The sequence below is a fragment of the Micromonospora sp. WMMB482 genome, assembly GCF_019038635.1.
Lineage (GTDB): Bacteria > Actinomycetota > Actinomycetes > Mycobacteriales > Micromonosporaceae > Micromonospora > Micromonospora marina.
On the sequence record NZ_JAHOPD010000020.1, the window covers coordinates 3061843 to 3087935 of the forward strand.

Annotated in this window: 30 protein-coding genes, 1 tRNA gene and 1 pseudogene; 12 read left to right on the forward strand and 20 right to left on the reverse strand. The window is 70.6% G+C overall.

Annotated features, from left to right (window positions below; translation table 11 throughout):
- Positions 1–477: 477 nt before the first annotated feature.
- The 5 genes from KSK32_RS15500 (at position 478) to KSK32_RS15520 (ending at position 5870) form a co-directional block, all read left to right on the forward strand.
- A complete protein-coding gene (locus tag KSK32_RS15500) occupies positions 478–1173 on the forward strand; it encodes a response regulator transcription factor (RefSeq protein ID WP_216931859.1) in 696 nt (231 codons plus the stop codon).
- On the forward strand, positions 1170–2597 hold the full coding sequence (locus KSK32_RS15505) for a cell wall metabolism sensor histidine kinase WalK (protein WP_216931860.1): 1428 nt from the start codon (positions 1170–1172) through the stop codon (positions 2595–2597). The genes KSK32_RS15500 and KSK32_RS15505 overlap by 4 nt, the downstream gene beginning before the upstream one ends.
- 98 nt (positions 2598–2695) lie before the next feature.
- A complete protein-coding gene (locus tag KSK32_RS15510; RefSeq protein ID WP_216931861.1) occupies positions 2696–3403 on the forward strand; it encodes a DUF2993 domain-containing protein in 708 nt (235 codons plus the stop codon).
- On the forward strand, positions 3400–5523 hold the full coding sequence (locus KSK32_RS15515; protein ID WP_216931862.1) for an MMPL family transporter: 2124 nt from the start codon (positions 3400–3402) through the stop codon (positions 5521–5523). Before KSK32_RS15510 ends, KSK32_RS15515 begins: the two co-directional genes overlap by 4 nt.
- Positions 5484–5870: a hypothetical protein gene (locus KSK32_RS15520; RefSeq protein ID WP_216931863.1), complete on the forward strand. Its 387-nt coding sequence runs from the start codon at positions 5484–5486 to the stop codon at positions 5868–5870. The genes KSK32_RS15515 and KSK32_RS15520 overlap by 40 nt, the downstream gene beginning before the upstream one ends.
- 401 nt (positions 5871–6271) lie before the next feature.
- Here KSK32_RS15520 and KSK32_RS15525 read toward each other — a convergent pair whose 3' ends face one another.
- Positions 6272–6643 carry a helix-turn-helix transcriptional regulator gene (locus KSK32_RS15525; protein ID WP_216931864.1) on the reverse strand — a complete coding sequence of 124 codons (372 nt, stop codon included), beginning with the start codon at positions 6641–6643 and terminating at the stop codon, positions 6272–6274.
- A gap of 89 nt (positions 6644–6732) precedes the next feature.
- Between KSK32_RS15525 and KSK32_RS15530 the strand changes: the two genes are divergently transcribed.
- Together KSK32_RS15530 and KSK32_RS34975 are read left to right on the forward strand one after the other, a co-directional pair.
- On the forward strand, positions 6733–7035 hold the full coding sequence (locus KSK32_RS15530) for an FAD-dependent oxidoreductase (protein WP_216931865.1): 303 nt from the start codon (positions 6733–6735) through the stop codon (positions 7033–7035).
- 9 nt (positions 7036–7044) lie between these two features.
- Positions 7045–7347: pseudogene (locus KSK32_RS34975) on the forward strand (NAD(P)-binding domain-containing protein); the annotation flags it as partial.
- A gap of 507 nt (positions 7348–7854) precedes the next feature.
- Here KSK32_RS34975 and trxB read toward each other — a convergent pair.
- From trxB to KSK32_RS15570, 7 genes are all read right to left on the reverse strand, one after another.
- Positions 7855–8784 (reverse strand): thioredoxin-disulfide reductase, encoded by a 930-nt coding sequence (trxB, locus tag KSK32_RS15540; RefSeq protein WP_216931866.1) that lies wholly within the window; start codon positions 8782–8784, stop codon positions 7855–7857.
- 72 nt (positions 8785–8856) lie between these two features.
- The gene (locus tag KSK32_RS15545; RefSeq protein WP_216931867.1) at positions 8857–9264 is read right to left on the reverse strand and encodes an arsenate reductase ArsC; all 408 of its coding nucleotides are present in this window, start codon (positions 9262–9264) and stop codon (positions 8857–8859) included.
- On the reverse strand, positions 9264–9449 hold the full coding sequence (locus KSK32_RS15550) for a hypothetical protein (RefSeq protein ID WP_216931868.1): 186 nt from the start codon (positions 9447–9449) through the stop codon (positions 9264–9266). Before KSK32_RS15550 ends, KSK32_RS15545 begins: the two co-directional genes overlap by 1 nt.
- Positions 9446–10189: an MIP/aquaporin family protein gene (locus KSK32_RS15555; RefSeq protein ID WP_216931869.1), complete on the reverse strand. Its 744-nt coding sequence runs from the start codon at positions 10187–10189 to the stop codon at positions 9446–9448. Before KSK32_RS15555 ends, KSK32_RS15550 begins: the two co-directional genes overlap by 4 nt.
- Positions 10190–10244: 55 nt before the next feature.
- On the reverse strand, positions 10245–10907 hold the full coding sequence (locus KSK32_RS33445; protein WP_216931870.1) for an arsenate reductase ArsC: 663 nt from the start codon (positions 10905–10907) through the stop codon (positions 10245–10247).
- Positions 10900–11601: a helix-turn-helix domain-containing protein gene (locus KSK32_RS15565; RefSeq protein WP_216931871.1), complete on the reverse strand. Its 702-nt coding sequence runs from the start codon at positions 11599–11601 to the stop codon at positions 10900–10902. The genes KSK32_RS33445 and KSK32_RS15565 overlap by 8 nt, the downstream gene beginning before the upstream one ends.
- 217 nt (positions 11602–11818) lie before the next feature.
- On the reverse strand, positions 11819–12193 hold the full coding sequence (locus tag KSK32_RS15570; RefSeq protein ID WP_216931872.1) for a metalloregulator ArsR/SmtB family transcription factor: 375 nt from the start codon (positions 12191–12193) through the stop codon (positions 11819–11821).
- A gap of 84 nt (positions 12194–12277) precedes the next feature.
- Here KSK32_RS15570 and KSK32_RS15575 point away from each other — a divergent pair, with 84 nt between their 5' ends.
- The 5 genes from KSK32_RS15575 to KSK32_RS15595 all read left to right on the forward strand — a co-directional run bounded on the left by KSK32_RS15575 (position 12278) and on the right by KSK32_RS15595 (position 17469).
- Entirely contained in the window at positions 12278–12814 is a 537-nt protein-coding gene (locus tag KSK32_RS15575) for an N-acetyltransferase family protein (RefSeq protein WP_374226749.1), read from the forward strand.
- Between the two features lie 76 nt (positions 12815–12890).
- A complete protein-coding gene (locus KSK32_RS15580) occupies positions 12891–14309 on the forward strand; it encodes an NAD(P)-binding domain-containing protein (protein ID WP_216931874.1) in 1419 nt (472 codons plus the stop codon).
- Complete coding sequence (locus tag KSK32_RS15585; protein ID WP_216931875.1) at positions 14309–15568, forward strand: MFS transporter; 1260 nt, start codon at positions 14309–14311, stop codon at positions 15566–15568. The genes KSK32_RS15580 and KSK32_RS15585 overlap by 1 nt, the downstream gene beginning before the upstream one ends.
- Positions 15569–16010: 442 nt before the next feature.
- A complete protein-coding gene (locus KSK32_RS15590; protein ID WP_216931876.1) occupies positions 16011–17201 on the forward strand; it encodes an IS110 family transposase in 1191 nt (396 codons plus the stop codon).
- Between the two features lie 195 nt (positions 17202–17396).
- Positions 17397–17469, forward strand: a tRNA-Arg gene (locus KSK32_RS15595).
- A 187-nt stretch (positions 17470–17656) separates the two neighbouring features.
- On the opposite strand, the gene KSK32_RS34555 is transcribed toward KSK32_RS15595, so the two are convergent.
- The 12 genes from KSK32_RS34555 to KSK32_RS15655 all read right to left on the reverse strand — a co-directional run bounded on the left by KSK32_RS34555 (position 17657) and on the right by KSK32_RS15655 (position 25817).
- Entirely contained in the window at positions 17657–19069 is a 1413-nt protein-coding gene (locus KSK32_RS34555; protein WP_289256615.1) for a tyrosine-type recombinase/integrase, read from the reverse strand.
- Complete coding sequence (locus KSK32_RS15605; protein ID WP_030504500.1) at positions 19066–19254, reverse strand: AlpA family transcriptional regulator; 189 nt, start codon at positions 19252–19254, stop codon at positions 19066–19068. The genes KSK32_RS34555 and KSK32_RS15605 overlap by 4 nt, the downstream gene beginning before the upstream one ends.
- Positions 19255–19279: 25 nt before the next feature.
- Positions 19280–21076 (reverse strand): replication initiator, encoded by a 1797-nt coding sequence (locus tag KSK32_RS15610; protein WP_216931877.1) that lies wholly within the window; start codon positions 21074–21076, stop codon positions 19280–19282.
- Positions 21076–21378 carry a hypothetical protein gene (locus KSK32_RS15615; RefSeq protein ID WP_216931878.1) on the reverse strand — a complete coding sequence of 101 codons (303 nt, stop codon included), beginning with the start codon at positions 21376–21378 and terminating at the stop codon, positions 21076–21078. Before KSK32_RS15615 ends, KSK32_RS15610 begins: the two co-directional genes overlap by 1 nt.
- Positions 21375–22229 carry a DUF2637 domain-containing protein gene (locus tag KSK32_RS15620; RefSeq protein WP_216931879.1) on the reverse strand — a complete coding sequence of 285 codons (855 nt, stop codon included), beginning with the start codon at positions 22227–22229 and terminating at the stop codon, positions 21375–21377. The genes KSK32_RS15615 and KSK32_RS15620 overlap by 4 nt, the downstream gene beginning before the upstream one ends.
- Entirely contained in the window at positions 22216–22512 is a 297-nt protein-coding gene (locus tag KSK32_RS15625; protein WP_216931880.1) for a hypothetical protein, read from the reverse strand. Before KSK32_RS15625 ends, KSK32_RS15620 begins: the two co-directional genes overlap by 14 nt.
- 70 nt (positions 22513–22582) lie before the next feature.
- On the reverse strand, positions 22583–22987 hold the full coding sequence (locus KSK32_RS15630; protein WP_289256616.1) for an RRQRL motif-containing zinc-binding protein: 405 nt from the start codon (positions 22985–22987) through the stop codon (positions 22583–22585).
- On the reverse strand, positions 22984–23283 hold the full coding sequence (locus KSK32_RS15635) for a hypothetical protein (protein ID WP_216931881.1): 300 nt from the start codon (positions 23281–23283) through the stop codon (positions 22984–22986). The genes KSK32_RS15630 and KSK32_RS15635 overlap by 4 nt, the downstream gene beginning before the upstream one ends.
- Positions 23283–23678: a hypothetical protein gene (locus KSK32_RS15640; RefSeq protein WP_030504507.1), complete on the reverse strand. Its 396-nt coding sequence runs from the start codon at positions 23676–23678 to the stop codon at positions 23283–23285. Before KSK32_RS15640 ends, KSK32_RS15635 begins: the two co-directional genes overlap by 1 nt.
- Before the next feature lie 85 nt (positions 23679–23763).
- Entirely contained in the window at positions 23764–23973 is a 210-nt protein-coding gene (locus KSK32_RS15645) for a hypothetical protein (RefSeq protein ID WP_151010795.1), read from the reverse strand.
- A complete protein-coding gene (locus KSK32_RS15650; RefSeq protein ID WP_216931882.1) occupies positions 23970–24845 on the reverse strand; it encodes an FtsK/SpoIIIE domain-containing protein in 876 nt (291 codons plus the stop codon). The genes KSK32_RS15645 and KSK32_RS15650 overlap by 4 nt, the downstream gene beginning before the upstream one ends.
- A gap of 84 nt (positions 24846–24929) precedes the next feature.
- Entirely contained in the window at positions 24930–25817 is an 888-nt protein-coding gene (locus KSK32_RS15655) for a hypothetical protein (RefSeq protein ID WP_216936124.1), read from the reverse strand.
- Positions 25818–26093: the final 276 nt, after the last annotated feature.

The following is a 26093-nucleotide window of genomic DNA, read 5'->3' on the forward strand; positions in this document are numbered from 1 at the left end:
TGCATTCCCTGGACAGCGCCACCCAGGAAATCTACCGCAAGAAGGTAGCGAACTCCTGGCGCGTCATCCCCAGACGCCCAGACGTAAAGACCCGAGCAGCCAGAGCATGGCGCACTATTGCGGTCCCGTGCCCAGGGGAAATTATATGCCGAGCCCAAGCAACCGGGCCCGGATTACGGTTCCTTATCCCGGCTCAATCTCCGCGATGTGGTAACCACCGATGGTGTTGCCAGGAACGCCGTAGTCGCAACTGCGGATCTCCACCACGACCCGCGTTCGGTGCCAACGCGATGCGGCAGATCCGACAGCAGCAGCACGCCCGGGCTGGCCCCACACGATTGCCACCTGCGTGCGCGCGCACCACACCAGCCTGCGGCCCGGCGCGCGCAGAGCCAACCGGGCCCTTTCACTGAGGAAACCCCGGTCAGCGGCAGTTCTCATCGAACTCACATGTGGGTGTGATCTCCTGGGGTGGCTATGAGCACCGGTGCGCGAATCCTCGTCGTCGACGATCAGCCGAACATCGTCGACATGTTGATCACCGTGTTGACCTTTCACGGGTTCACGGTCACCTCGGCGTCGACTGCCGCGCAGGCGCAGGCGCGTGCTGAGGAGGACAAGCCAGACCTGGTCGTGCTCGATGTGATGCTTCCCGATGGCGACGGTTTCGAGGTCTGCCGGCAACTGCGCGCCCGCGGCCATCGGTTCGGGATCGTTTTCCTCACCGCCAAAGACACTCGGCAGGATCTCGTGTCCGGGCTCACTTACGGCGCCGATGACTATGTGGCCAAGCCGTTCGCCGTGGAGGAATTACTGGCCCGGATCAGGGCAGTGTTACGCCGCGTCAACGGCGTGCAGGAGACGCCATCGCCGGTCCTGCGCTACGCAGACCTGGAGCTTGACGAGGAAACCCTTCTGGTACGCCGGGCCGGCCAGCCGGTCTCGTTGTCGCCGACCGAGTTCAAGCTGCTGCGCTACCTCATGCTCAACGCCGGGCGTGTGCTGTCGCGCACGCAGATCCTGGAGGCGGTCTGGAGCTATGACTTCGGCGGCGACTCGAATGTCGTCGACACCTACGTCGGGTATCTGCGCCGCAAACTGGATCGGCTGGGCGAACCGCTTTTCGTGACCCATCGCGGCTTCGGTTACGCGCTGCGGTTGGACCGGGGATGAAGCGCTGGTCCCTGCGGGGTTCGCTGACCTTCGCCGTGGCCGGGCTAACCATCGGTGCGTTGCTCGTGGCCGGTGTGGCCAGCATCCTGGCCTTGCGTGCGTACCTGCTGGACCGCATCGACAGCCAGCTGGTCGCGGCGGCGGCGCTGGTGTCCGAGCGCGGACAGGCGCTGGCCGGCTCCGGCGACTGGGACCAAGCCGTGCGCACCGCCGTAGCGCCGACCGAATTCCTGGTGGAGGTGCGCCAGCGCAACGGTGCGCTCTCGCGGGTGGCAGGCACCACGCCGCTGCCGGCGCGGCCACTGCTCGACCTGGCGCCTTCACCGCCGCCTGGCGGCCAGTCCGCCCTCACCACGATCACCTCGACCGGGCTGGACGACCGATACCGGGTGGTGACGGTCGACGCCGGCGGAAACACCATCCTCATCGGACAGTCAATTGGCTCGGTGCAGGCCACCGTGGGCAAGCTCGCCGCCGTCGAGGCAGTGGTGTCGGCGCTCGTGGTGGCGCTGCTGGTGCTGCTGTCGCGACTCCTTGTGGCGCGCAGGCTGCGCCCGCTGGATGAGATCGCCGCCGCGGCGACCGCCATCGCCGACGGCGACCTGGAGCGCCGGGTCCGGGCCGAACCAGACCATCCGGAAAGGACAGAGCTGGGCCGGTTGACCACTGCCGTCAACGGGATGCTGGAACGCATCCATTCCGCGTTGGCCGCCCGGGCCGAGTCAGAGGATCGCATGCGCAGGTTCGCTGCGGACGCCTCCCATGAGCTGCGCACCCCGCTGACATCGATCCGTGGTTACGCGCAGTTGCTGCGCTCGGGCACGATCGATATGGAGAACCGGCCTGACGTGCTCGCCCGCATCGAGGACGAGTCCACCCGGATGAGCAAGATCGTTAACGACCTCCTCTTTCTGGCGCGCCTGGACGCGTCCCGGCTCGGCGATGCTCGCCTCGATGCGGAGCCGCTGGCGCGGTCCGATCTGGTGGACCTGGCCGTCGTCGTGCGTGACTCGGTTGCCGACGCCCTGGCCGCGCAGCCGGAGCGGGAGATCGCGCTGGACTCGCCGCCGCATGTGCTCGTCCGCGGTGACGAAGCGATGCTGCGGCAGGTGATGGCCAACCTGCTGGCCAACGTCCGCACGCACACCCCGGTCGACGCCGTAGCCTGTGTCGCCGTGGCAAAGCACGTCGCCGATGTGCGAGTCGAGGTCCGCGACGACGGCCCCGGGCTGCCTGAGCCGGCGCGTGGCCGGATCTTCGAGCGTTTCTACCGGGCCGATCCGGCGCGTAGCGGCGCCGGCAGCGGGCTTGGCCTGGCCATTGTCGCCGAGGCGGTCCGCGCGCACGGTGGCAGCGCCGGTGTGGAAAGCGAACCCGACGGCGGCACCACCGTCTGGTTCATGCTGCCCTTACCCACTTCTTAACAAACTCTCATCACGCTCGCGTCTGGCTCCGGCCGGCTGTTGGTTGTATCGGCCGGGTGTGGACGAGAATGCCGCGTGCATGGCGGCGAAGGATTGTGGTGGCAGCAGCGGTACTGGTGAGCGGTGGCATGGCAGTCGCCGTCGATCAGGCCGCCGCGGGATTCGCGGAGGACAAGCTCGCCAGCCGGCTGGCGTGCGTGGCGGGCCTGCCCCAGGTGCCGGAGGTGAACATTCATGGAGTGCCGTTCTTCGCCCAGGCGATGGCCGGCCGCTACGGCGCGGTGTCAGTGCTGGCTCGGCAGATCAGCCTTGCCAAGCTGACTGTCCGCGAGGCCAGCGCGACGGCGCACGACGTGTCCGTGCCGGGCGGCGAGGGGCAGGTGCGCGTTGGGCGGGTGGAAGCCCGCCTGGTCATGGACTATTCCTCGCTCGTGACGCAGGCGCCGGCCGGGGCGAGACTGTCGGGTTCGGACGGTCTGGTGGCGATCGAGTCCACCGCGGAGCTCGTCGGCCGCCGAGTCCCGGTGACCGTCTTCGCTGAGGCGTTGCTGTTCGGCGCTACGTTGCGGGTAGTGCCGTTGGAGGTCGAGGTGCTGGGTCTGCGAACCTCCGTCGATGCCCTGCCCGCCAAGATCCCTGGTGCCAGCGGCATTTCCCGCGAGCTGCCCCCGCTGCCGGGCGGCTTGAGCTACCGGCAGGTCACGGCGGCAGACGATGGCCTGCGGCTGTCGATCGGTGGCGAGGATCTCTCACTGGAAACCGCTGGCGGCAATGACGGTGCGAAGTCTTGTGGAGGCACGGCATGAACGCCGTCGAGACCGGGGCGACGCGCCGCACCATGACGTGCCTCGGCCGCCTGGCCGTGCGGCGGCCGTGGCAGGTGATCATCGGCTGGCTGTTGCTGACTGCAACCATCGGCGCTCTCGTGGCCGGATTCGGCAGGCCGGTCGAGGAGGACGTCTCTTTGCCCGGCAGCGACGCCCAGCTGGGACGAGATCTGGTCGAAGCGCACGTTCCCGGCGCGAGCAACGCTACCGGGCAGATCATCCTGAAGATTCCGCAAGGACGCCTCGAAGACCCGGCGAATCAAGCCGCGATCGCCGCCGCGGCGGCGCAGGTGCGGCAGGTCGAGCACGTCGTCGAGGTCGTGCCGCCCAGCGCGCAGCTAGGCACGATTAGCGCTGATGGCCGCATCGGATACGCGACAGTCAACTTCGACCTCGGCCCGCGAGAGGTGGGCCACGACCTGTCCGATCGGGTCGTCACCGCCGCGTCGCCGGCCGCCGAGGCCGGCATCCAAACCGTACCCGGCGGCGCCCTTGCCCTGCCGGAGACCGAGACGCGCACCAGCGAGCTGCTGGGACTGGCCGTAGCGCTGGCCGTGCTGCTGGTCGCCTTCGGCGGGCTGGTGGCGGCGGGATTGCCCCTGCTCACTGCTGTGGTCACGCTCGTGTGCGGACTTGGCCTAATCGGACTGGCCGGCCACGTCACCGGCATGCCGAGCGTGGCGACCACCCTCGCCACGATGATCGGGCTTGGCGTGGGCATCGACTACGCCTTGTTTCTTCTGACGCGGTACCGGGCGCTACTCGCCGCCGACACGCTGGGTAAACAGGCGATCGTGGAAACCGTTGCCTCGTCGGGCAGCGCCGTGGCCTTCGCCGGCGGCACGGTGATCGTCGCCCTGGGCGGGCTGGCGATCGCCGGGGTGCCAATCCTCGCCACACTGGGGTGGACGGCGGGACTCACCGTGGTGCTCGCGGTCGCCTCGGCAACGACGTTGCTTCCGGCGCTGCTTGCCGTGCTCGGCCCGCGGGTCAACTCGTTGCGGCTGATCCGCGCGCGCGACGGGGAGATCGACGACTCCCGGTGGGGGCGGATCGCCGACCGGGTCACCCGTCATCCCTTGCGGTACGCCATTGCTGCGTCGATCGTGTTGTTGGCCTTGGCGGCGCCGGTGCTCGGGATGAAGCTCGGCCAAACCGACGCGGGCGACCAGCCGAAGGGGACAGCTGCCCGCACCGGTCATGAGATCCTCGCCGAGGGCTTCGGGCCGGGAATCAACGGGCCGATCAGCGTCGTGGCCGAGCCGGACAGCCCGATCACAGGACCCGCCGACCCGCGCCTTGCCTCACTCACCCAGCATTTGAAGGCCACACCCGGTGTCGCCCGCGTGGAGCAGCCGCGCATCGCTCCGGACGGCGCCCTGGTCACGGTCCGGGTGATCCCGGCGACCGCGCCCAGCGATCCGGCCACCATCGCCTTCGTGGAGTCCGTCTTGGATACGCCGGTCGAGGGGATGCGCCTGCACGCGACCGGCCAGACCGCGATCCGCGGCGCCCTGGCCGACCGCATCGCCGACCGGATGCCGTGGCTGATCGGCATCGTAGTCCTGGTGTCCGCGCTGTTGCTGCTGATCGCTTTCCGCGCTCCCGTCATCGCGGTCAAGGCCGCGCTGATGAACCTGTTGTCGATCGGGGCCGCCTACGGCGCGCTGACGGCCGTGTTCACCTGGAGCTGGGGCGTGGAGCTGACCGGCCTCGACGGCCCGATCCCGGTGGAGGCCTACCTGCCGATGATGTTATTCGCCCTCCTGTTCGGACTCTCCATGGACTACGAAGTGTTTCTGCTGACCGCGGTGCAGGAGTCGTGGCAGGCCACCCGGGACAATCGGCTCAGCGTCCGGCGCGGCCTGGCCGGCACCGGCAAGGTGATAACCTCCGCAGCCCTGATCATGGTGTGTGTCTTCGCAAGCTTCGTGCTGCACACCAATCCGGTGGTGAAGATGTTCGGCCTGGGCATGGCCGTTGCCATCGCCGTCGATGCCACGATCATCCGCGGCCTGCTCGTCCCGGCGACCATGGCGTTGCTGGGCAAGGCGAACTGGTGGTCGCCGGCCTGCCGGCGGCGGGGACGGCAACCGTGATCAATGAGTACGACTTCGATCGCTGCTACGAGGTCTACTATTCGCGGCTGGTCCAGCTGGCCTACACCTCAACCGGCGACCCCGCGTCGGCCCATGCCATCGCACAGACAGCCTTCCGCGAGGCATGGCGGCACTGGAATTGGCTCTCGGCCGCCGATCCCATCGACTGGCTGCGTCAGCGCGTGGTGTCGCTGTCAGCCGCACGCCACGGTTCACCTGACGCGACGCGGCCGGCGCCGGGCCTCGATCCGCGCCCCCCGCTGACCGCGGCGCAACTGCGCAATCAAGCGCGTCACGGCTTCGCGGCATGGCTGCCGGCGTGGTGGCGCCGACCCAGAATCGACTAGTACGGCAGCCGCTGTTCGGGATCATGGCTGGAGTTCGAGGTTGAGGCGGCGTGTGTAGTGGCCTCGTCGGGTGCGGGCTTGATGTCGGCGTCGCCAGCCTGACCAGTGCACACGGTGGGTGAGGTCGGTGATCGGGTGGATGATGCAGGCGTTGATCACGCGGCGGATCTCGTTGACAGTCAGCTTGATCAGTCCGGTGTCGGTCGGGTCGTCGTCGGTCGCGTCGGCGGCGCTGATCGCCAGGACGGCGAGGGCGGCCAGGGCGAGGGTGGTGAACCGGTGCCAGGAGTCCCAGCGGCGGACCTGGTGCTGGTCCAGGCCGACCTGGCCCTGGGCGGCCTGGAAGGTATCTTCGACGGTCCAGCGGATGCCGGCGACTGCCGCGAGGTCGGTGACGTCGGTCAGCGGGTCTTCTTCGTTGCCCGCTTGCGGGGCGGGGTCAGCAGGTCGGCGATCGTGGCGATGGCGGACGGCACGAGCCGGTAGTACGCCCAGACGCCGCGCTTGTCGCGTTCGAGCAGGCCGGCCTCGGTGAGGATCCGCAGGTGGTGGCTGACGGTCGGCTGGGAGAGCCCGAGGGGCGCGGTGAGGTCACTGACGGACGCCTCTCCCTCGGGGGCCGCCTGGATCAGGCTGAGCAGTCGCAGCCGGGCCGGGTCGGCGAACGCCTTGAGCACTCCCGCGAGCCGTTCGGCGTCGGCGCGGTCGATCGGCTGACCGGCAAGCGGCGAGATGGCAGGCGTCTCGGTCTTCACAGTTCCCACGCCTTGCATCGTTACAGCAGAGCCCGTCGATCCGCTGGTGAACGAGGGGAGGATCACCGTGAGTTCCTGTGGGAGCCCGTCGCCTCTGTCGTCTTGGCATGATGATCTACGAATCGAGGGAGGTGCCGCGCGTGGCGTCATGTGACGTGGTGGTCGTCGGCGGCGGGCAGGCGGGCCTGGCGGCGGGCTACTACCTGCGCCGCGCCGGTCTGGATTACGTCATCCTCGACGCCCAGTCGCGGCCGGGTGGGGCGTGGCGGCACGGCTGGGAGTCGTTGCGGTTGTTCTCGCCGGCGGAGTACAGCCCGCTGCCGGGGTGGGGGATGCCGCGGCAGGAGGGCGAGGAGTTCCCGACCGCGGGGCACGTCGTGGACTACCTAGAGGCGTACGAGCGGCGCTAAGGCCTTCCGGTGCGCCGGCCGGTCCGTGTCCGTGAGGTGCGGCGGGACGGGGATCGCCGGGCGGTGGACACCGACGCCGGGGTGTGGTCGGCCCGGTACGTCATCTCCGCGACCGGTACGTGGGAGTGCCCGTACGTGCCCGACATCCCGGGCCGCGAGCAGTTCGCCAGCCGGCAGTTGCACACGGTGGACTACACCTCGCCGGAGGAGTTCCGGGGGCAGCGGGTCGTGGTTGTCGGCGGGGGTAACTCGGCGGCGCAGATCCTGGCGGAGGTGTCTCGGGCCGCCGAGGCCACCTGGGTCACCCCGCGTCCGGCGCGGTTCATGCCGGACGACATCGACGGTCGGGTGTTGTTCGGGGTGGCCACCCGTAAGGCCGCCGGTGGTGCCGGTGAGGGTGTCAGCGACCTGGGGGACATCGTGATGGTGCCCGGCGTCCGCGACGCGCGGGACCGGGGTGTCCTGCACTCCCGGCCGATGTTCGCGCGGTTGACCGAGCGCGGTGTGCGGTGGGCCGATGGCACCGAGGAGTCCTGCGACGTCGTGGTCTGGTGTACGGGTTTTCGGCCGAACCTCACCCACCTCGCGCCGCTGCTGCCCGGTTGGCGGCAGGGGACGGTGGCGGTCCAGGGCACCCGGTCGGTGGATGAGCCAGGCCTCTACCTGCTCGGCTACGGGGACTGGACCGGGGCGGCGTCGGCCACGCTGGTGGATACCGGCCGGACCGCGAAGGCGACGGTCGCCGACATCGCCTCCCGCCTGCGCGAGTCGCCGTGGCCAAAGAGCCGGCCGCGCTGGCCGGACCTCGGGCGGCGCCGGTCAGGTGAGGGTGGCGAGGTAGCGCTCGGCGTCGAGGGCGGCGGCGCAGCCGGTGCCGGCGGCGGTGATGGCCTGGCGGTAGGTGTGGTCGACGAGGTCGCCGGCGGCGAATACACCGGGCAGGTTGGTGCGGGTGCCGGGGGCGTCGACGTTGACGTAGCCGTCGTCGTCGAGGGTGACCTGGCCGCGGAACAGTTGACTGCGCGGGTCGTGGCCGATGGCGACGAACACCCCGCTGACGTTGAGGACCCGCGTCTGACCGGTGTGAACGTCCCGCAGCCGGGCTCCGGCGACGGCGCCGTCGGGGCCGAGGATCTCCTCGACGACGCTGTTCCACGCCACCCGGACTTTGTCGTTGCCGAGCGCGCGGTCGGCCATGATGCGGCTGGCGCGGAAGGTGTCCCGGCGGTGGATGATGGTGACGCTGCGGGCGAAGCGGGTGAGGAAGGTGGCTTCCTCCATGGCGGTGTCACCGCCGCCGACCACGGCGATGTCCTGGTCGCGGAAGAAGAACCCGTCGCAGGTGGCGCAGGCGGACACGCCATGCCCGAGCAGTTCCTGCTCGCCCGGGACGCCGAGGGGCCGCCACGCGGAGCCGGTGGCGAGGATGACCGCCCGCGCCTGGTACGCCTGCTCGCCGACCCACACGGTCTTGACGTCGCCGGTGAGGTCGACGCGGGTGACGTCGTCGGTGATGAACTGTGCGCCGAACCGGTCGGCCTGCTTGCGCAGGTTGTCCATCAGCTCCGGGCCGGTGATGCCGTCGGGGAAGCCGGGGAAGTTCTCCACCTCGGTGGTGGTCATCAGCGCGCCGCCGGACTGGCTGCCCTCGATGACCAGTGGGGCGAGGTTGGCGCGAGCGGCGTAGACGGCGGCGGTGTAACCGGCGGGCCCGGAACCGATGATGATCAGCGGCTGGGGTTCGGACATGACAAGGGCTCCTGCTCAGGGTGAGCCGCCCGCCGGTCGGGGTGGTCCGGCGGGCGGCGAACAACGGGGATGTCAGGCGGTGGGGCGCAGCTCAGCGAGGAGCTTCTCCACCCGGGTGCGGATGTCGTCGCGGATCGGGCGGACCGACTCGACGCCCTTGCCGGCGGGGTCCTCCAGCTTCCAGTCCTCGTACCGCTTGCCGGGGAAGACGGGGCAGGCGTCGCCGCAGCCCATGGTGACGATGACGTCGGAGGACTGGGCGGTGGCGTACTCGAGGAGTTTGGGGGTCTGGTCGGTGATGTCGATGCCGACCTCGCGCATCGCCTCGACGGCGGCGGGATTGACCGTCTCGGCAGGCGCGGAGCCGGCGGAGCGGACCTCGACGGCGTCACCGGCGAGGTGGCGCAGCCAGCCGGCGGCCATCTGGGAACGGCCGGCGTTGTGGACGCAGACGAACAGGACGCTGGGCTTGTCGGACATCAGGAGCCTTTCATGCAGTGCGGATCGCGGGACCGGTTGACCGGCGCCTCGTCGGAGATCGCGGCCAGGTATGGGTCGAGGTTGCTGTTGCGGTCGAGCTGGCGGTACCGGTCGCCCGGATGGGCGGGGTTGACCAGGGCCCGGTGCGGCCTGCGCGCTCCACCGTGCTCCGGACTGACTGTCATGCGCGGTGGTCGAGCGCCGGGTCACTTTCGGCGGGGACGACCACCTGGTCGGCGGCCTGCCCGGCGTCGGGGTAGAGCGCGGCAAGGAGACCGATGCCCACGGCGAGTCCGACGAGCTGGGCGATGACGAACCCGGGCACCGAGGTGGGGGCGATGCCGGCGAAGGTGTCGGTGAACGCCCGCCCGACGGTGACGGCGGGGTTGGCGAACGAGGTGGACGAGGTGAACCAGTAGGCGGCGCCGATGTAGGCGCCGACGGCGGCGGGGGCGACCGGGGCGCGGCCGGAGCGGGCGAGGGCGAAGATCAGCAGGATCAGGCCGGTCGTGGCGACGACCTCGCCGAGCCACAGGTGCCCGGCGGCGCGGTCCTTGCCGGAGAAGTCGACGGCCGAGAGGTCGAACATCAGGTTCGCGAGCACCGAGCCGGCGATCGCGCCCAGCACCTGCGCCCCCACGTAGCCGCCCAGGTCGCGGGCGGTGAGGCCGGTGCCGGCGCGGCGGCCGAGGAACCAGTCGGCGGCGGAGACGACCGGGTTGAAATGCGCGCCGGAGACCGGCCCGAAGATCAGGATCAACGCGGCGAGGGCGAACGCGGTGGCGATCGAGTTCTCCAGCAGCTGCAGGCCGACGTCGTCCGGGGAGAGGGTGGCGGCCATGATGCCGGAGCCGACCACGGCGGTGACCAGCAGGGCGGTGCCGGTGAACTCGGCCAGCAGGCGCCGCCAGAGTGCGTTGGTCATCAGTTCGTTCTCTCCCCTGTGCGGTGACGTCCCGGACCGGTGTCGGCCGGGGGTTCTATCGGTTGGCGGGAACGTGCAGGTCGTCGAGGAGGCGGCGGACCTGGCGCTCAACCTCGTCGCGGATGGGCCGCACACCTGCGGTGTCGAGGCCGGCGGGGTCGTCGAGGTCCCAGTTCTCGTAGCGGGTGCCGGGGAAGACCGGGCAGGCATCGCCGCAGCCCATGGTGACCACGACGTCCGCGGCGCGGACCACTTCGTCGGTCCAGGGCTTGGGGAACTCCTCGCCGATGTCGATGCCGCGTTCGGCCATGGCGGCGATCGCGGCGGGGTTGAGCTCGATGCCGGGTTCGCTGCCGCCGGACCAGGCGACCGCCCGGTCGCCGGCGAGGTGGGTGAAGAACCCGAGCGCCATCTGGGAGCGGCCGGCGTTGTGGGTACACAGGAACAGCACCACCGGGCGGCCTTCGCGGTGGTGGCCCTCGACCCGGGCCAGGGCCTGCAGGCGCTGGCGGGCGAAGCGCTCGGCCAGCAGCGGCAGGTAGTGGGGGATGGTGCTGGCGGTGGCGAACTGGTCGTAGCTGGAGAGCAGGAACCGCTCGATCGTCTCCGGACCGTAGACGCCGGTGAACTCCTCGGCGAGCCGGGTCGCGGCGGTGCGCAGGGCGACCTGCTGGTCGATGGAGACCTCGTCGAAGCGGTGGGGGCTGGTGTCAGTCATGGCGGTCTCCCGAACGGACGGCGGGGGTGATGGCGGGAGCGACCCGGTCGACGCGGGCGGCGAGGTCGGCGAACGCGGCCTCGAACGCCTCGTCGGTGTCGACGCGGACCGGGTCGGGCACCGACCAGTGCAGGCGGGGGCGCACGGGCCCGGTGAGGTCTTCGTGGGCGTTGTCGCACACGGCGATGAGCAGGTCGTCATCGCGGACGACATCGACCACGTGGGCGGTGGCGGTGGGGTCCAGGCGCAGCCCGTGCCGGCCGGCGACAGCCACCGCGCGGGGATGCACCCGGGAGGCCGGGTACGTGCCGGCGGACGCGGCCGGGGCGTGGGTGCGGTCCTGCCACAGCGCGGCGGCGAGCTGGGAGCGGGCCGAGTTGCGGGTGCAGACGAACACCACCCGGCCGACGCCGGTCAGCGCCGGCGGGGTCAGCACGGCCAGTGCCTCCGGCCGCAGCCGCAGGTAGGTGCGGCGCTTGTCGCCCTCGGAGCGGCCCTTGACCACCAGACCGGCTTCGGTGAGGACCTTGACGTGGTGGGCGACGAGGTTGGTGGGCAGGTCGAGGGTGTGGGCGATCTCGCCGGGGGACGCGTCGCCCAGGGTGAGCGCATCCACGATCGCCAGCCGCGCCGGGTCACCGAGCGCCGCGTGGATGCGCGCCCGCCCAGCCAAGGAATCAGGCTCAGCGTTCATTGACTCAACCATAGCTGAGCTAAATCAGGTTGGCAACGAGAGGTCGGCTGAGATGCGGTCGTCGGGGTGCCGCATGCGCGGCATCGGTCGGCCGGAGCGTTTTCACCCTGCCCAGTCGGAGTTTTCCGCCGCCGGCGGGCGCGTTGTTCCGCGCCGCCGGCGGCGGAAAGCCGGCTCCTCCCGCGCGGGCGCGTTCCTGCCGGCTGGGCGGGTGGTGCTACGAGTCGGCGGGCTCGACGGAGAGCAGGAACGCCAACTGGCGCAGGACCCCCGGACGGGCGCGGTAGTAGACCCAGGTGCCGCGCCGCTCGGCGTCCACCAGGCCGGCCTCACGCAGTGTCCGGAGGTGGTGGGAGATCGTCGGGCCGGTCAGGTCGAACGCTGGCGTGAGGTCGCAGACGCACGCCTCTCCGCCCTCGGCGGAGGCGATCATCGACATCAGCTGCAGGCGCACCGGGTCGCCGAGTGCCTTGAACGCCGCGGCGAGAGCCCCGGCCGCCTGCGCGGGCACCCGCCGCTGCGCAAGCGGCGCGCAGCAGGAGGTCGCCGCGTTCAGGTCGATGGCGACGAGCGGCGGCGGCTGCTTAGACATGCCTCTAGGTTGACATTCTTCTAACCAGCGTGCAACTCTCTGATTTGACAGACGTCGAGACAGAATCGGATGGGTCGCATGATCATGACGGCTGGCGGCAGGGGCGACCCAACCGGCGCGGCGGGGCGCGCGGGCGTCGCCGTACGGCCGATGACCGCTGCCGACGCCGATGCGGTCCTGGGGATCTACCAGGCGGGCCTGGGCGGGGGCAACGCCAGTTTCGAGACCACAGCGCCGGCCTGGGCGGACTTCGACGCCGCGCGGCTGCCCGCGCACCGTTTCGTGGCCGTGGCCGGCGATGTCGTCGTCGGCTGGGTCGCGGCGTCGCCGACCTCCGCCCGGGTGGTCTACGCCGGGGTGGTCGAACACTCCGTCTACGTGCACCCCGCCGCCCAAGGGTGCGGTGCCGGCCGGCTGCTGCTCGACGCCCTCGTCGCCTCCACGGAGGCCGCCGGGATCTGGACCATCCAGTCCGGCGTCTTCCCCGAGAACACCGCCAGCCTGGCCCTGCACGAGCGGGCCGGCTTCCGGGTCGTCGGCGTCCGCGAACGCGTCGGCCGCCACCACGGCCGGTGGCGCGACGTGGTCCTGATCGAGCGTCGCAGCCCCACCATCACCTGATCGCCTCTGGCTTCGGATGCCGGGGCCCCTCCACATATCTGATTCGACAGTTATCAACGCAGAGGAGAGTTGCCTGATGAGCGCCCTGGACACCCTTCCGGTCGTGGTGATCGGCGCCGGCCCCGTCGGCCTGGCCGCCGCCGCCCACCTGCACGAGCGCGGCCTGCCCTTCCTCGTCCTCGAAGCCGGCGACACCGCCGCAGCGGCCGTGCGCCAGTGGGACCACGTCCGCGTCTTCTCCCCGTGGCGCTACGACATCGACCCCGCCGCCCGGCGGCTGCTCGACGACGCCGGCTGGGTCGCCCCCGACCCCGACGCGCTGCCCACCGGCGCCGAACTGGCCACCGACTACCTCCAGCCCCTCGCCGAACTGCCGCAGCTCAAGCCGCACCTGCGCTACGGCGCCCGGGTCGAGGCGATCAGCCGGCTCGGTCTGGACCGGCTGCGCACCGCCGGCCGCGACACCACGCCGTTCCTCGTCCGCCTCACCGACGGCCAGGAGGTGCTCGCCCGCGCGGTCATCGACGCCTCCGGCACCTGGGGCACCCCCAACGTCCTCGGCGCGTCCGGCCTGCCCGCCCGCGGCGAGACCGACGCCGCCGCGTACCTGGAGCACGCCCTGCCGGACGTGCTCGGCGCCGACCGCGACCGGTTCGCCGGCCGCCACACCCTCGTCGTCGGCGCCGGCCACTCCGCCGCCAACACCCTGCTCTCCCTCGCCGACCTCGCCGCCGACCACCCGGGCACCGAGGTCACCTGGGCGATCCGCACCACCTCACCCGCACGCACCTACGGCGGCGGCGACGCCGACGCCCTCCCCGCCCGCGGCGCGCTCGGCTCCCGGCTACGCGCCCACGTCGACGCCAACCGGATCCGACTGCTCACCGGCTTCACCGTCCACGCCCTCACCCCCGCCGACGGCCGGGTGACCGTCGTCGTCCGTCACGGCGAGGGCAGCGAGGAATCGCTCACCGTCGACCGGATCGTCGCCGCCACCGGCTTCCGACCCGACCACGCCATCGCCGCCGAACTGCGCCTCGACCTCGACCCGGTCATGGGCGCCACCCGCGCACTGGCTCCGCTCATCGACCCCAATGAGCACTCCTGCGGCACCGTGCCCCCGCACGGCGTCGACGAGCTGGCCCATCCGGAGGTCGGCTACTACGCCGTCGGGATGAAGAGCTACGGCCGGGCGCCGACCTTCCTGATGGCCACCGGCTACGAGCAGGTCCGCTCCGTCGTCGCCGCCCTCGCCGGCGACTGGACCGCCGCCCGCGACGTCCAGCTCGACCTGCCGGAAACCGGCGTCTGCAACAGCAACCCCGACGACTCCGTCACCGGCGACAGCTGCTGCGGACCCACCCCCGCCGCCGAGCCGACGTCACGCGGGCTGGCTACCGGCATCACCGGCGGGCTCCTCGCCGCCCCGCTGAACCTCGTCACCCTCGACGCCGCACCCGCCGACACGCAGGCCGGCGGCTGCTGCGGCAGCTGATGCCCACCACCACGACGGTGCCCGCCGACCCCACCGTCGGCGGGCACCACCGTTGGCGAATCGTCGCCGCCCTCGCCGTCACCTCCACCATCGGCTACGGCACCCTCTACTACGCCTACCCGGTCCTGCTGACACCCATGGCCACCAGCATCGGCGCGTCCACCACCGCCGTCACCGGCGCGCTCACCGCCTCCGTCCTCACCGGCGCCCTCATGGCCATCCCCGTCGGCCGGTGGCTCGACCACCACGGCGGTCGCGCGCTCATGACCGTCGGCTCGATCACTGCCACCGCGCTGCTGATCGCCTGGTCCCAGGTGCAGACCATCGGCCAGCTATACGCCGTCATGATCGGCATCGGGATCGCCGGGGCGATGGTGCTCTACGAACCCGCCTTCGCCGTCGTCGTCTCCTGGTTCACCCCCGACCGGCGCGCCACCGCCCTCCTCGCGATCACGATCGTGGCCGGGTTCGCCAGCACCATCTTCATGCCCCTGACCGGCCTGCTGACCGCGCACCTCGGCTGGCGCGGCGCGCTGCTCGCCCTCGCCGCCATCCACGGCGTGGCGACCATCCCGCTGCACGCGCTCACCGTCCGCAAGCCCCGACCGGCAGGCACCGCACCGGCCGGCCCGGCCCGACGCGCGCACCCCGCACAACGGGCGGTCGCCCGCGCCGCGATGCGCGACACCCGCTTCTGGATCCTCACCGCGACCTTCACCGCCCACGGCCTCGCCACCAGCACCATGACCGTGCACCTCATCGGCTACCTGATCAGCCGCGGGCACCCCGCCACCTTCGCCGCCACCGCCGCCGGCCTGCTCGGCGTCCTGTCCGCCACCGGCAGGCTCGTCCTCACCGCCGCCCGCCAACGACTGCCCGTCACCACCATCGTGGGCGCCGTCTACGCCACCCAGGCCGTCGCCGTGCTCGCCATGCCCCTGCTCGCCGCCACCCGCGCCGGCGCGATCATCAGCGTGGTCGGCTTCGGACTCGGCTTCGGCATCAGCAGTCTCGCCACCCCCGCCCTGCTCACCGACCGGTACGGCACCACCGCCTACGCCACCATCGCCGGACGCCTCGCCGCCCCCGTCACCATTGCCAAAGCCACCGGCCCCCTCGTCGCCGCCGCGCTCCTGCACAGCAGCGACGGCTACGCACCCGTGCTCGTCGGCGTGGCCGCCTGCTGCGCGCTCGCCGCCATCGGCGTCACCACCCGAACGACGGTCCCCCCACCGAGGCCCTCCATCAGACACTCCTGACTCGACTCACCAACAGCTTGGCAAGGCGCTCGGGCTGTCTCGCACATCGTGTCCGAGGCGCCAGCCAGCGACGGCGGGAGGCTGGGGACTGCCGTGCCCGCGGGGCCGGGAATGGGGATGGCTGTGTGTGTTCCGCCGTGATCGTGGCTGAGCCTCGAGGTGCCACCCATTCCCGCCTCGCGGGCGCGCTGGGTTGAACGGGCGCGGCCCTGGCGGCCGTAGACCCTGAAGCCCAGGAAGTGGCGGGTATGGCTGCGTGTGTTTCGCCGAGATCCCTTGGCTCACGGTAGGAGATGCCACCCGCCGCCTCGCCGTCTGTGAGATTCGGTAGACCGCTGATGGAGACCCGCGACCCGCGTTCGCATCGTTAGAAGGTGCCGGCAAACCCGAACCCACAGACCAGGGCATCCGGAAAGACTCCTCAACGAAGGGAAGAACGACGGTGGCGAGGCTGTGGATCGGCGTGGACATCGGCAAGACCCATCACCACGTCGCGGCCGTCGACGGCGACGGTCGGCTCGTCTACTCCCGCCGGGTCGCCAACGACGAGACCTCACTGCTCACCGTCATGGCCGAGGTGTCGACGCACGGCCGCCCGGTCTGCTGGGCGGTCGACGTCACCACCGGCCTGTCGGCGCTGCTGCTGACCCAACTGTGGCGCCGTCAGGTTCAGGTCCGCTACGTCTCCGGCGCCGTCGCGTTCCACATGGCCGCCGCGTTCGCAGGGGAGAACAAGACCGACGCCCGCGACGCGGTCGTCATCGCGCAGACCATCCGCATGCGCCCCGACATCCCGATCCTGGAACCCTCCGACCGGCTGCTTGCCGAGCTGACCGTGCTCACGGGCTACCGCGCCGACCTCGTCGGGCAGCGCGTCGCCACCCTGTTCCGGTTGCAGGAACTCCTCACCGGGATCAGCCCCGCCCTCGAACGAGCCGTGGACCTGAACCGGAAGGCCCCGATGATGGTGCTGGCCTGCTGGCAGACACCGGCCGCGATCCGGCACGCCGGCGTCGACCGGATCACCGCCCTGCTCCGCCGCGGCCACGTCAAGAACGCCGTCCAGGTCGCCGAGGCGATGGTCACCGCCGCCCGGCAGCAGACCATCACGCTGCCCGGGCAACGTGCCGCCGCCGTGGTGGTCGGGCAGATGGCCACCGAGATCCTCGCCATCGAACAACGCATCGCCGCCGTCGACGACCTCATCGCCGACCAGCTCGACCAGCACCCCTTGACGCCGATCATCGGGAGCCTGCCCGGCATGGGACCCCTGCTCACCGCCGAACTGCTTGTCCACACCGCCGGCATGACCGAGTACGACAGCCCCGCGAAACTCGCCGCCCACGCCGGCCTGGCACCCGTCTCCCGCGACTCCGGAACGGTCTCCGGGAACCATCGCCAGCCCCGCCGCTACCACCGAAGACTGCGGCACATTCTGTGGATGGCCGCGTTCACCGCCGCCAGGGAATGCCCCACCTCGCGTGCCTATTACGAGAAGAAGCGCGCCGAAGGAAAGAACCACCGCCAAGCCATACTCGCCCTCGCCCGACGACGCGTCGACGTCCTCTGGGCACTCATCCGCGACCGCAAGACCTTCAGCCGACCAGCAGTAACCGCCCGCGCCGCAGCCTGAACCAGCTCGGTACCCACCGACGCGAACCCCATCGCGCCGGCCACTCCGCCCTGCCCACCAAGATCAACGGGAGTCACATGGAGACTCGGGGTGTGCTCCTGGGCTGCGACAACGGCGGTCCGGGGAACGCGGGTGAACGTGGGCCACTCCCTGCCACCCCAGGTGAACCCCCCGGTCGCTAGACTGGGCCCTCGCGCCCCCGTAGCTCAGGGGATAGAGCATCGGTTTCCTAAACCGTGTGTCGCAGGTTCGAATCCTGCCGGGGGCACCTCGATACACAGGAGAAACGCCATCTGAGCTGGCAATACACACGCTGTTCAATTAGAACAGGTGTGCAACCGTAGGTCACCGGAAGCCGCCGTTTGTCGCGGGTCGCGGAACAGACGCGGAATGACCTTGAAGTCATCTTCCCAGGTCAGCCGACATAGCCGGGGCAAGATCCGGAACGACGACCATCATACGGGCCACGCAACGCCGGTCAGAGCCTCAGCGATCCGGTCGTTGACGGTGGCCTCCGCGCCGTCAATGCACGTGGCGTAGACCTTCAGCAGCACGTCAACGGAGTGTCCGGCCCGGTCGGCTACCTCGGTCGCCGGCACACCAGCGTTAAGCCACAGCGACACGGCGGCGTGCCGCAGGTCGTACGGGCGACCAGCGAGCGGAGAGTCAACTTGGCGCGGCGTCAACGCCAGCCGACGCGCCTCATCCCAGACGCGCGAGTACGTCGAGGCCGCAACGACGTTGCCGCGCTCGCTCTGGAACAGCCGGCCGTCCTTGGCGGCCCCGAACCGCTCGATGTGTGCGCGCAGGATCGCCACGAGCGCGGGCGGGATCGGCACGCTGCGCGGCTCATCCTCGGCTCGATGCTTCAGCCCTCGATCGTCGTGAACCTCGCCGCTGTCGGTCCATCGCTTGCCCGCCTGGGGGCGACTCTTGGCCAGCGTCAGCCGACCCCATCCCTTCTCGGGTAGGTCGCAGTCCTGCTCACGCAGTGCCAACGCCTCTGCCGGACGGAGAGCGGCGAAGTACAGGCAGGCGAAGAACGCCACCAGGCGCTCGCCACGCTTGGCCTTCCGCCCACGCTGACCGACGTACGTGACAGCGATCAGCAGTTCCATCGCCTGGCGCTGGTTGACGACCACCCGGCGATCGACGACCTCGGCAATCTTCTTCCGCTGCGACCGCACCCGAAGCTTGTCGATCGGGTTGAACTCAAACTCTTCCAGCTCGACCGCGTACTGAAGCGCGTTGTAGAACACCGACCGCTTTCGACGCGTGGTGGTCGCTGCGGCCGGCTTGCCGTCGAGCTTCACCACCAGGACGTCAAGCGCACCCCGAACGGTCCCCGCCTCCCGGAGATCAGGCAGCGGCAGGGAAGCGTGGCGCAACCAGCGCACCGCGTCGGCGATGTCCGGCGGCATGTCCAGGCCACGAGCTGGTGGCGGCAGCACGTAGTTACGCAGCGCTTGGCGAAGCAGCTCGACCGGCGGCCGTCCGGGAGCGTCCTTGACGAGCGCCGCTGTGACGGCGGCAAGCGCCTCCGTCATGCTGTCGCGGGATTTGGCCGCAGCGCCCGCCCACTTCATGTCGACGTACTTGCTGACGAACTCCAACCAGCTTGTGGCCGCTGGCGTTTCCGTCATCGAGTCCGGTAGCCCGGTGTCGATGTCGAAAGCCTCTCCCTGGTTGGCTGCCTGCATCAGGTCGGAGCGGAAGCGATCGGCCAAGGCCCGCGTGACGAACGTGCGCGATTTCTCGCGGCCCGCCACCACCCATCGGACGGTGTAGGACCGCTTCGCCTTCTTGGACCCGGCAGCACCGGCGGCGTTGGCTTTGATCGCCCAGATACGGACGCGGCGAGACTTCACGCCGCCACCTCGCGCCGCTGCTCCAGCCAGATCCGGAGGTCTTTCCTCGAAATCCGAAGCTCCCCGTTGGGAAGCCGGATGCAAGCGGGGGCGATGCCGAGTTCACGCCACCGGTAGAACGTCCGGCGCGAGACGTTGTTGAGCGCGGCGAGCACCTCCGGCACGGTCATCAGGTCGTCATCCACGGTCAGGGTCCTTCCTCCTGTCGAATCAAGCGGCGACCGGCGTGGTACCAGCCGGGGCGGTGCTGAGTTCGTGGGCGAGTTCTTCGCGGCCGGTGGCGTGTCGCTCGCGGGCCATGGCGGCGGCGGTGTTTGCGAGGAGCGCGTCGCCCGAGGTGTGCCAGCCGACTCCGGCGAAGGTGAGGGTGCCGACGGTGAGCGTGGTGTCCTCGGCGAGCTGGCCGGCGGGTGGTCCGCCGGCGGTTGGGTGCTCGTGGTCCTGGTGCTCGTGGCGCCGGAACTGAACGCGGGTGTCGCGCAGGAGTTGGAAGGTGACGGAGTAGCGGCGGGCTTTGGTGAGGAAGTGGCCGCCGTAGCCGAGCATGTGCGCCCAGCGCCGCAGCCGGGTGTATGGGCTGTCGCTGGCCGGTTTCAGTGTTTCGGCGTCAAGGGCGGCTTGACGGTCGGCGACGCAGACGGGGCAGGCGGCGTATCGGGTGTGGGTGCCGCAGTCGGGGCACTGCCAACGCGGGACGAAGCCGGGGCGTGGCCGGGGTTCGCGGGGCCGCTCGGACAGCGGGACGGGGGTGCCGGTGGGTCGGCCGATGCGCCAGCAGGCGTCGATGAGGCGGGCGGTGTGGTCGCCGTCGGGGTCGGCGTAGTCCCCGATGGTGTCGGCGGTCAGGCGGGTGGAGGTGTGCCCGGTGGCCTCGGTGCTCTTGGTGGCGTACTTGGCAAGGTAGCCGGCGACGAGGCTGTCGGTGACCTCCCCCGTGCCGTCGGTGGTGATGGGTTCCAGGTCGAGTTGTTCGCCCCAGGAGATGGGCCAGCCGTCGGGCCGGTCGGGGTGGTCCGGGGTGTGGAAGGTGACTTGCCGGGCGGCGTGCCGGAGCGCGTCGACGAGGTCGTCGACGGTGAAGTCGGCCGGTGGCGGGACGATGGCGTCGAGGTCGTCGGGTTCGACGCCGTCGAGGCGGGCGATGGCGTGGAAGTGCACTGCTCCGCGTGCTTGGAGTTCGGCGACCTTGCCGGGGGAGAGGCGGACCGGGGGCAGGTTGCGGAGCTTGCCGGAGGGGGTGCGGATCTCGACGCGGGGGATGCCGCGGCGGTGGGCGAGCTGAGCGAGCCAGCGTTCCGCGGCTTGTTTGGTGCGGTGCCACAGCTTGCCGGAGAAGATGTTCCAGACGACCTGGTGGCCGTGGTCGTAGCAGTCCAGACACAGGGGGCGGCCGATGGCGGTGTCGCCCTGTTCGTGGCGTGCCCAGCAGACGGCGGGCCGGCCATGGGCGCACAGGCCGGCGGCCGGGTCGTCGGCGCGGCGGGCGTGGCAGGGCTCGGCGCGGCAGTCGCAGCGGCGGCGGTTGCGGCAGGTGTGCCGCTTGACGACCCGGGCGTGGACCGTGCCGAACGATGGCGCGGTGAAGGTCGCGAACACCGCCGGATGCGACGCGACGCTGCCGGGGATGCCTTTGCCGCCGACGAGGCCGGCGCGCAGGAGTTGGAAGGCGTCGCGTTGGTAGGTCTGTGCGCAGGCGGGGCAGACTCTGGACCGGCGGTTGCCGCACGCCTTGTAGATGGCGGCGTCGGGCATGGCGTCGGTGTGCCGGGAGTCGAGGATTCGGCCGGTGGCGGGTTCGACGGTGTGGAGGCTGCCGGCGAGGCGGATGGGGCGGGTGCAGCCGGCGGCGGCGCGGACGTGTTCGATCCAGCCGAAGTAGTCCGGCTGGGTCGCGCGGTGGAAGGCGGAGCCGGCGGCGGTGTAGCCGTAGACGGTGGCGGTGGTGTCGGCGTTCGAGCCCACCCCCCGGGCCGAAGCGCGGGGGGTGAGGTCCAGCGTCGACGCCATCAGGCGGACACCTCGTCGAGGTGCCGGGTGTGGTCGGGGCCGTGGTGGCCCATGAAGACCTCGGTGATGCGTCGGGTGGTGACGATGAGCCGGCAGGCGCCGCACTGGCGGTCGGCCGGTTCGTGTCGGTGGCACGCGATGGTGGTGGTCACCTGGCCGCAGCGGATGGTGACCGGGGTCCGGCAGGGTCCGCCGGGGGTGATGTCGACGATGGTGCGTCGGGTGTCGTAGGGGTGCGGCTCGTCCGGCCAGGCCGGGCAGGTGTGAGTGAAGTGCTGGATGTCGACGACGTGGATGGTCATCGGGCACCACCGGCGACGGGGGTGCCGTTGACGGCCGTGCTGTGGCCGTTGATGGAGTGCAGCAGTTCCCGGGCAATCGCCGGGGTGACGGTGAGCAGGGCGGCGAGTTCGTCGGCGGTGATGGGTCGGCCGTTGGTCTGCTCGTGCTGGCGGATGGCGAAGCGGGCGGTGGGCACCAGGTGCGCGGGGACCTCCGGCCGGGCGGCCGGGATCGGGGTGAGCACGGGTGCCTCGATGACAGCCGGCGCGGCGGCCGGCGGGGTGTCGACGACGGCGGTGGTGTCGGCGGCCGGCTCGGTGGTGTCCGGCGTGACAGCCGGCGGTTCGGTCGGCTGCTCGGGCTGGGTGGGGTGCTCGGGGGTGGCCGTCAGGTTGCGGGCGGCGGTGAGCAGGGCGGCGGCTTCGGCTTCGATGGCGGCGAAGTCGGGTCGGATGCGTCCGGCGACGAGTTCGACGCCGATGACGAGGACGACGACCAGGGCGAAGACCAGGCGTAGGCCGAGGCTGCCGGGGGAGGCGAAGTTGATGGTTGCCGACAGCATGGCGGCGCAGGCGAACACGATCAGGGCTCCGCGCTTGGCGTCGCGGGCGATGCCGGACGTGCGGACGACGGTCAGCATCGACACCATCGCGGCATCGAAGATCAGGGGCACGAGGTAGGCGAAGTAGCCGGCGTTCTGGGTCCACAGGTAGTGGGCTTGGTGCAGGTAGCTGGTCAGCAGCGCACCGAGCAGAACGAAGCGGTTGTAGCGCTTGATGGAGCCGATCGCCTTGAGCATGGCGGGTACGGCGTTGCGGGCGTACTCGGAGGCGAACTGCTGGGTGAAGGTGCTCGGGTCAGTGCTCGACATGGGGAGTCACCTCCGGTGCCGGGATGCTGTCGAGGGGGATGAGGTCGACCACGCCGGAGCAGTGGGCGCACATGATCGCCGCGAGGCCCTGGGCGGCGAGCTGCTGCCGGAAGCAGGGCAGGCAGGTGAAGTCGGCCGGGAACAGCCCGTCGCCCTCGCACAGGGCGCAGGTCCCGAGGCAGACGGGGCAGGGCTTGTAGACCGGGCCGAGGATGTCGTGGATGCCGGCGGGCGAGCTGCCCTCGATGCACCACAGGCACGGGTCGGAGAGCTGGAAACTCATCGCACGCCTCCCATGTAGGCCATGGCGATGCCGATGAGCAGGACGACGGCGAACGTGATCAGGACAGCCATCAGTGGCCTCCGGTGCAGTCGAGGCAGGAGCCGGTACGGCGGGGGATGTAGTAGGGCTGCACGACGCCGCAGTGGCGGCAGGTGCGACGGGCGCGAAGCGCTTTGGCGATGGCCTCGCGTTGGGCGGGGGTGGCGGTGCGCTTGGGCGCGGCCAGGTCCAGGCGGTAGAGGTAGGCGACCCGGCGCTGTTTGCGGTGACGCCAGTAGATCTGCGCGATCGGGTTCTGCCCGTTGGGGCGAAGGCCTGCGGCGCGGAGCTGCCGCACGGTGGCCAGCCCGGTCGGGGCGGCGTGGTAGGGGAAGGTGGGGAACCCGTAGCGGGTGCCGTGCGGGTCGTAGAACTCGACCCGGATGCCGGTGCGCTCGGTGAGCGTGTCCAGCTCAGGAGAGCGGAGGTCGGTCACGGCTTCTCACCGCCCCATCGCTGTTGGGCGGCTTGCTTGGAGATGCCGAGCCGGGTGCCGATCTCGGACCAGGAGTAGCCGAACGCGCGAAGGCCGATGACGGCTTCTCCGATGGCTTCGTCGAGGTTGGTCGACAGGGCGACCAGGTCGCGGAGGGCTTCGACGTCGCCGGCGGCGACGCGGCGGCCGTGGGCGCGGATGATGCGCCGGGCGAACGCGGCGAACGCGTCGTTCTCGACGACCTCGCGGCGCTTCTGACGGGGGATGCGCGTCAAGGACGCCTTGACGGTGAACATCAGCGCTCGCCTCCCTGGTTGTAGAGGCGGTCCCAGCGGTCGGCGGCGGCGTTAAGGGCGTTGATAACGTCGGCGGCCGTGCGGCCGGGGCGATCGTTCCAGCCGAACAGATCAGTGGATGAGTCCAGGAACAGGAAGTCGACGAGCGTCCACACGGCGGCGCGGTAGTCGCCGCGTTCCGGGAGGTCTGCGAGGAACGGCAGGTCGATGGCCTTGCCGTAGGCGGCCATGCCGATAGCGCCGGAGACGCAAGCGCGGGGGGTGAGGGCGTCGAAGACGACGGTGTAGTAGTCGCCCTGGGTCCAGCCGTGCCGGCGCAGGTAGAGGGCAGCCATCCGCAGCAGGTCAGCCGGGGTGACCTCAACGTCGGTGGGTGGTTTTTGGGTAGCCTTCATGGCAGCCACGTCCTTTCGGGGCTGTTGGCGGAAGGTCGGCAGGACCAGAGCTGCTGCCAGGCGGGACCTGGTCCTGTCGGCCGATTCAGGTGGTGCGCAGCCGCAGGTAGCGGCGTTGGCGGGTGTCGTCGCCGCCCATCGAGCGCGGGGCGGACAGGTAGACGAGTCGGCCGCTGGCCGAGGCGACCTGGACCATGGCGGCGATGTCCTCGGGACGCCCGACGATCCACAGCTCGGTGAACTGGGCCGCGCGCTGGTTGTTGGCACGCGCGTAGGCGTGCTCGCGGGTGGTCACGCCGCCTCCCTCAGGTCGACCCGGCTGAGGTCCGGGACCAGGGTCGGTAGCGGCTGGGGCCGTCGAGTCCAGGCGGCGTAGTCGGCGATGTTGTAGATGTCGGTGTCGGTGAGGTAGGCGGCCTTGATGCGGCGGGGAACGCCGCCTTCGGCCAGGAGGTAGGCCGCGCCCTGGTTGGTGGGGGCGATGTCGGAGGCGGTGTAGCCCTGCTCGGCCCAGCCCTGGCCGAGGATGATGTTCGAACTGTTCAGCGAGGTGCACCGGAACGCGGCCCGGTAGCCGAACAGGTCCCGCAAGGACGCGGGGATGATGTCCCACGACGGCCGCTGCGTCGCGGCGACCACCGGCATGCCGCAGGCGCGGCCGAGGGAGACGAGGCCGCGCAGGAGGGTGGAGAACTCTTCCTGCTGGGCCTTGGTGCCGAGCACGGTGGAGAACATGGCGAGTTCGTCGATGACGGTGAGGATGACCGACATGCCGTCGCCTTCGGCGAGCTTGCGGCGCCGGTTGGCGAGCAGCCAGGTGTAGCGGTTGGTGGCCACGACCAGGAGGCGGCGCAGCACGTCGATGCCCTGGTCGATGTCGGGGCCGATGAACGCATCCGCCAGGTCGCGCCAGGGGCCGAGTTCGACGAGTTTGGCGTCGAACAGCACGAGGCGGGTGTTGTCGCACAGGACGCCGTGGCCGCAGATGTTGTTGACCAGGCCGGACTTGCCGCCGCCGGGCTCACCGGCGGCGAGCAGGTTGTGGTAGACGACGTCGAGGTAGACGGGCTGGCCGAACTCGTCGATCCCGATGAACACCGGGTCGAACATCGACAGGCCAGCACCCACCGGCACCGCAGCGGCGGGAGCGGGGGTTGTGGTGGTCATGAGATGCCCTCCTGGGGCGTTGTGGGCGCGGGAAGCCACACGAGCGAGCCGGTGAGGCTCCCCGCGTCCGAGGTGGGTTGGGTGTCAGATCCAGTCGGAGGTGTCGTCGTCCGGCAGGGACGACGCGGAGGAAGCCGCGGGCTTGCTGCCGTTGGCGGTCGTGGCCGGCTTCTTCGCCGGCTTGCCCTGGGTCGGAAGGGTGATCGTCGGGGCGTCGACGTCCGGCAGGTCCAGGGCGGTGGGCACTGTCAGCGGCGATGCCGACACGGGCGCGTTGCGGTCGATGGCGTCGACCAGCGGGGAGCCCACCCGGGCGTTGAGCACCTCGCGGCGCTTGATGTCGAACCGCAGGTAGGCGGCGTTGCTCTCCCCGGCCCGCTCGATGAGCACGGTGGAGGCGTGGCAGGTCACGGCGATCTTGTCGAGCCGCGATTCCAGGTCTTTGGCCGACAGGCCCGGGCGCAGGTACACCCAGACCCGCTCACCGACCGGCGTGGGACGAGCCCACAGGATCAGCGGCAGCGAGCCGGACTGGTTGGCGATGATGAACTGCGCGAAGCACACGCGCAGCCGGTGGCGCACCACCAGGCACCATCCCCAAGCCTTGACCTGGCGGCGGACCGGACCGATGCCGGCCGGAACGCCGACGACCAGGGCGACCACGATCAGGGTCACCACGGTCGAGGTGTGGTTGGCCAGATGCACCCAGCCGGTCAACAGTCCGGCACTCAGCAGGGTTTCCGGGGTCCACCACCACAGCAGCCGGATCACCGGCCAGATCCGCACGAGCAGCCACACGAGGCCACCGGTCGGAACGCCGATCAGGGCACCGACGAACAGGGCCACGATCGGGTGCCAGTAGGCGGCGGCCACCACGGCCGACAGGACGCCGACGATGACGGCGGTGAGGATGAACGCCATGCGGGCGTTACGCGCGGAGGAACGGTGAACCTTGGCCTCGATGACCGTCACCGTTCCGGTTGACTTGCCGCCGAAACGGCGGGGGCTAGACTTGGACACGACGAGTCCTCCCAATGCCAGTTGGGTTGGATGAGCGATGCGGCACCGGGGTCGGCAGACGTAGGAGTCAGTACCGACCCCGGGCCATTTCTTCGGGGTTGTCACCACTGCCAGGTGGCGACCGGACCGGGAGAAGTAGGAGTCAGGAACAACTCCCGGAACCGCATGGGTTGGGGTTCAGCGGACCATCAGGCCGCTTGCGCGGTGGCCACGGACACCGTGTGGCAC

What these genes read in the sequence shown, in the direction of transcription:
- KSK32_RS15585 (WP_216931875.1), top strand. Translation starts at nt 14,309, where the DNA reads ATGCCCACCACCACGACGGTGCCCGCCGACCCCACCGTCGGCGGGCAC.
- KSK32_RS15635 (WP_216931881.1), bottom strand. Translation starts at nt 23,283, where the DNA reads ATGTTCACCGTCAAGGCGTCCTTGACGCGCATCCCCCGTCAGAAGCGC.
- KSK32_RS15575 (WP_374226749.1), top strand. Translation starts at nt 12,278, where the DNA reads ATGACGGCTGGCGGCAGGGGCGACCCAACCGGCGCGGCGGGGCGCGCG.
- KSK32_RS15580 (WP_216931874.1), top strand. Translation starts at nt 12,891, where the DNA reads ATGAGCGCCCTGGACACCCTTCCGGTCGTGGTGATCGGCGCCGGCCCC.
- KSK32_RS15640 (WP_030504507.1), bottom strand. Translation starts at nt 23,678, where the DNA reads ATGAAGGCTACCCAAAAACCACCCACCGACGTTGAGGTCACCCCGGCT.
- KSK32_RS15625 (WP_216931880.1), bottom strand. Translation starts at nt 22,512, where the DNA reads ATGAGTTTCCAGCTCTCCGACCCGTGCCTGTGGTGCATCGAGGGCAGC.
- KSK32_RS15500 (WP_216931859.1), top strand. Translation starts at nt 478, where the DNA reads ATGAGCACCGGTGCGCGAATCCTCGTCGTCGACGATCAGCCGAACATC.
- KSK32_RS15555 (WP_216931869.1), bottom strand. Translation starts at nt 10,189, where the DNA reads ATGACCAACGCACTCTGGCGGCGCCTGCTGGCCGAGTTCACCGGCACC.
- KSK32_RS15545 (WP_216931867.1), bottom strand. Translation starts at nt 9,264, where the DNA reads ATGTCCGACAAGCCCAGCGTCCTGTTCGTCTGCGTCCACAACGCCGGC.
- KSK32_RS15525 (WP_216931864.1), bottom strand. Translation starts at nt 6,643, where the DNA reads ATGCAAGGCGTGGGAACTGTGAAGACCGAGACGCCTGCCATCTCGCCG.
- KSK32_RS33445 (WP_216931870.1), bottom strand. Translation starts at nt 10,907, where the DNA reads ATGACTGACACCAGCCCCCACCGCTTCGACGAGGTCTCCATCGACCAG.
- KSK32_RS15505 (WP_216931860.1), top strand. Translation starts at nt 1,170, where the DNA reads ATGAAGCGCTGGTCCCTGCGGGGTTCGCTGACCTTCGCCGTGGCCGGG.
- KSK32_RS15550 (WP_216931868.1), bottom strand. Translation starts at nt 9,449, where the DNA reads ATGACAGTCAGTCCGGAGCACGGTGGAGCGCGCAGGCCGCACCGGGCC.
- KSK32_RS15530 (WP_216931865.1), top strand. Translation starts at nt 6,733, where the DNA reads ATGATGATCTACGAATCGAGGGAGGTGCCGCGCGTGGCGTCATGTGAC.
- KSK32_RS15570 (WP_216931872.1), bottom strand. Translation starts at nt 12,193, where the DNA reads ATGTCTAAGCAGCCGCCGCCGCTCGTCGCCATCGACCTGAACGCGGCG.
- KSK32_RS15650 (WP_216931882.1), bottom strand. Translation starts at nt 24,845, where the DNA reads ATGACCACCACAACCCCCGCTCCCGCCGCTGCGGTGCCGGTGGGTGCT.
- KSK32_RS15620 (WP_216931879.1), bottom strand. Translation starts at nt 22,229, where the DNA reads ATGTCGAGCACTGACCCGAGCACCTTCACCCAGCAGTTCGCCTCCGAG.
- KSK32_RS15515 (WP_216931862.1), top strand. Translation starts at nt 3,400, where the DNA reads ATGAACGCCGTCGAGACCGGGGCGACGCGCCGCACCATGACGTGCCTC.
- KSK32_RS15610 (WP_216931877.1), bottom strand. Translation starts at nt 21,076, where the DNA reads ATGGCGTCGACGCTGGACCTCACCCCCCGCGCTTCGGCCCGGGGGGTG.
- KSK32_RS15565 (WP_216931871.1), bottom strand. Translation starts at nt 11,601, where the DNA reads ATGAACGCTGAGCCTGATTCCTTGGCTGGGCGGGCGCGCATCCACGCG.
- trxB (WP_216931866.1), bottom strand. Translation starts at nt 8,784, where the DNA reads ATGTCCGAACCCCAGCCGCTGATCATCATCGGTTCCGGGCCCGCCGGT.
- KSK32_RS15615 (WP_216931878.1), bottom strand. Translation starts at nt 21,378, where the DNA reads ATGACCATCCACGTCGTCGACATCCAGCACTTCACTCACACCTGCCCG.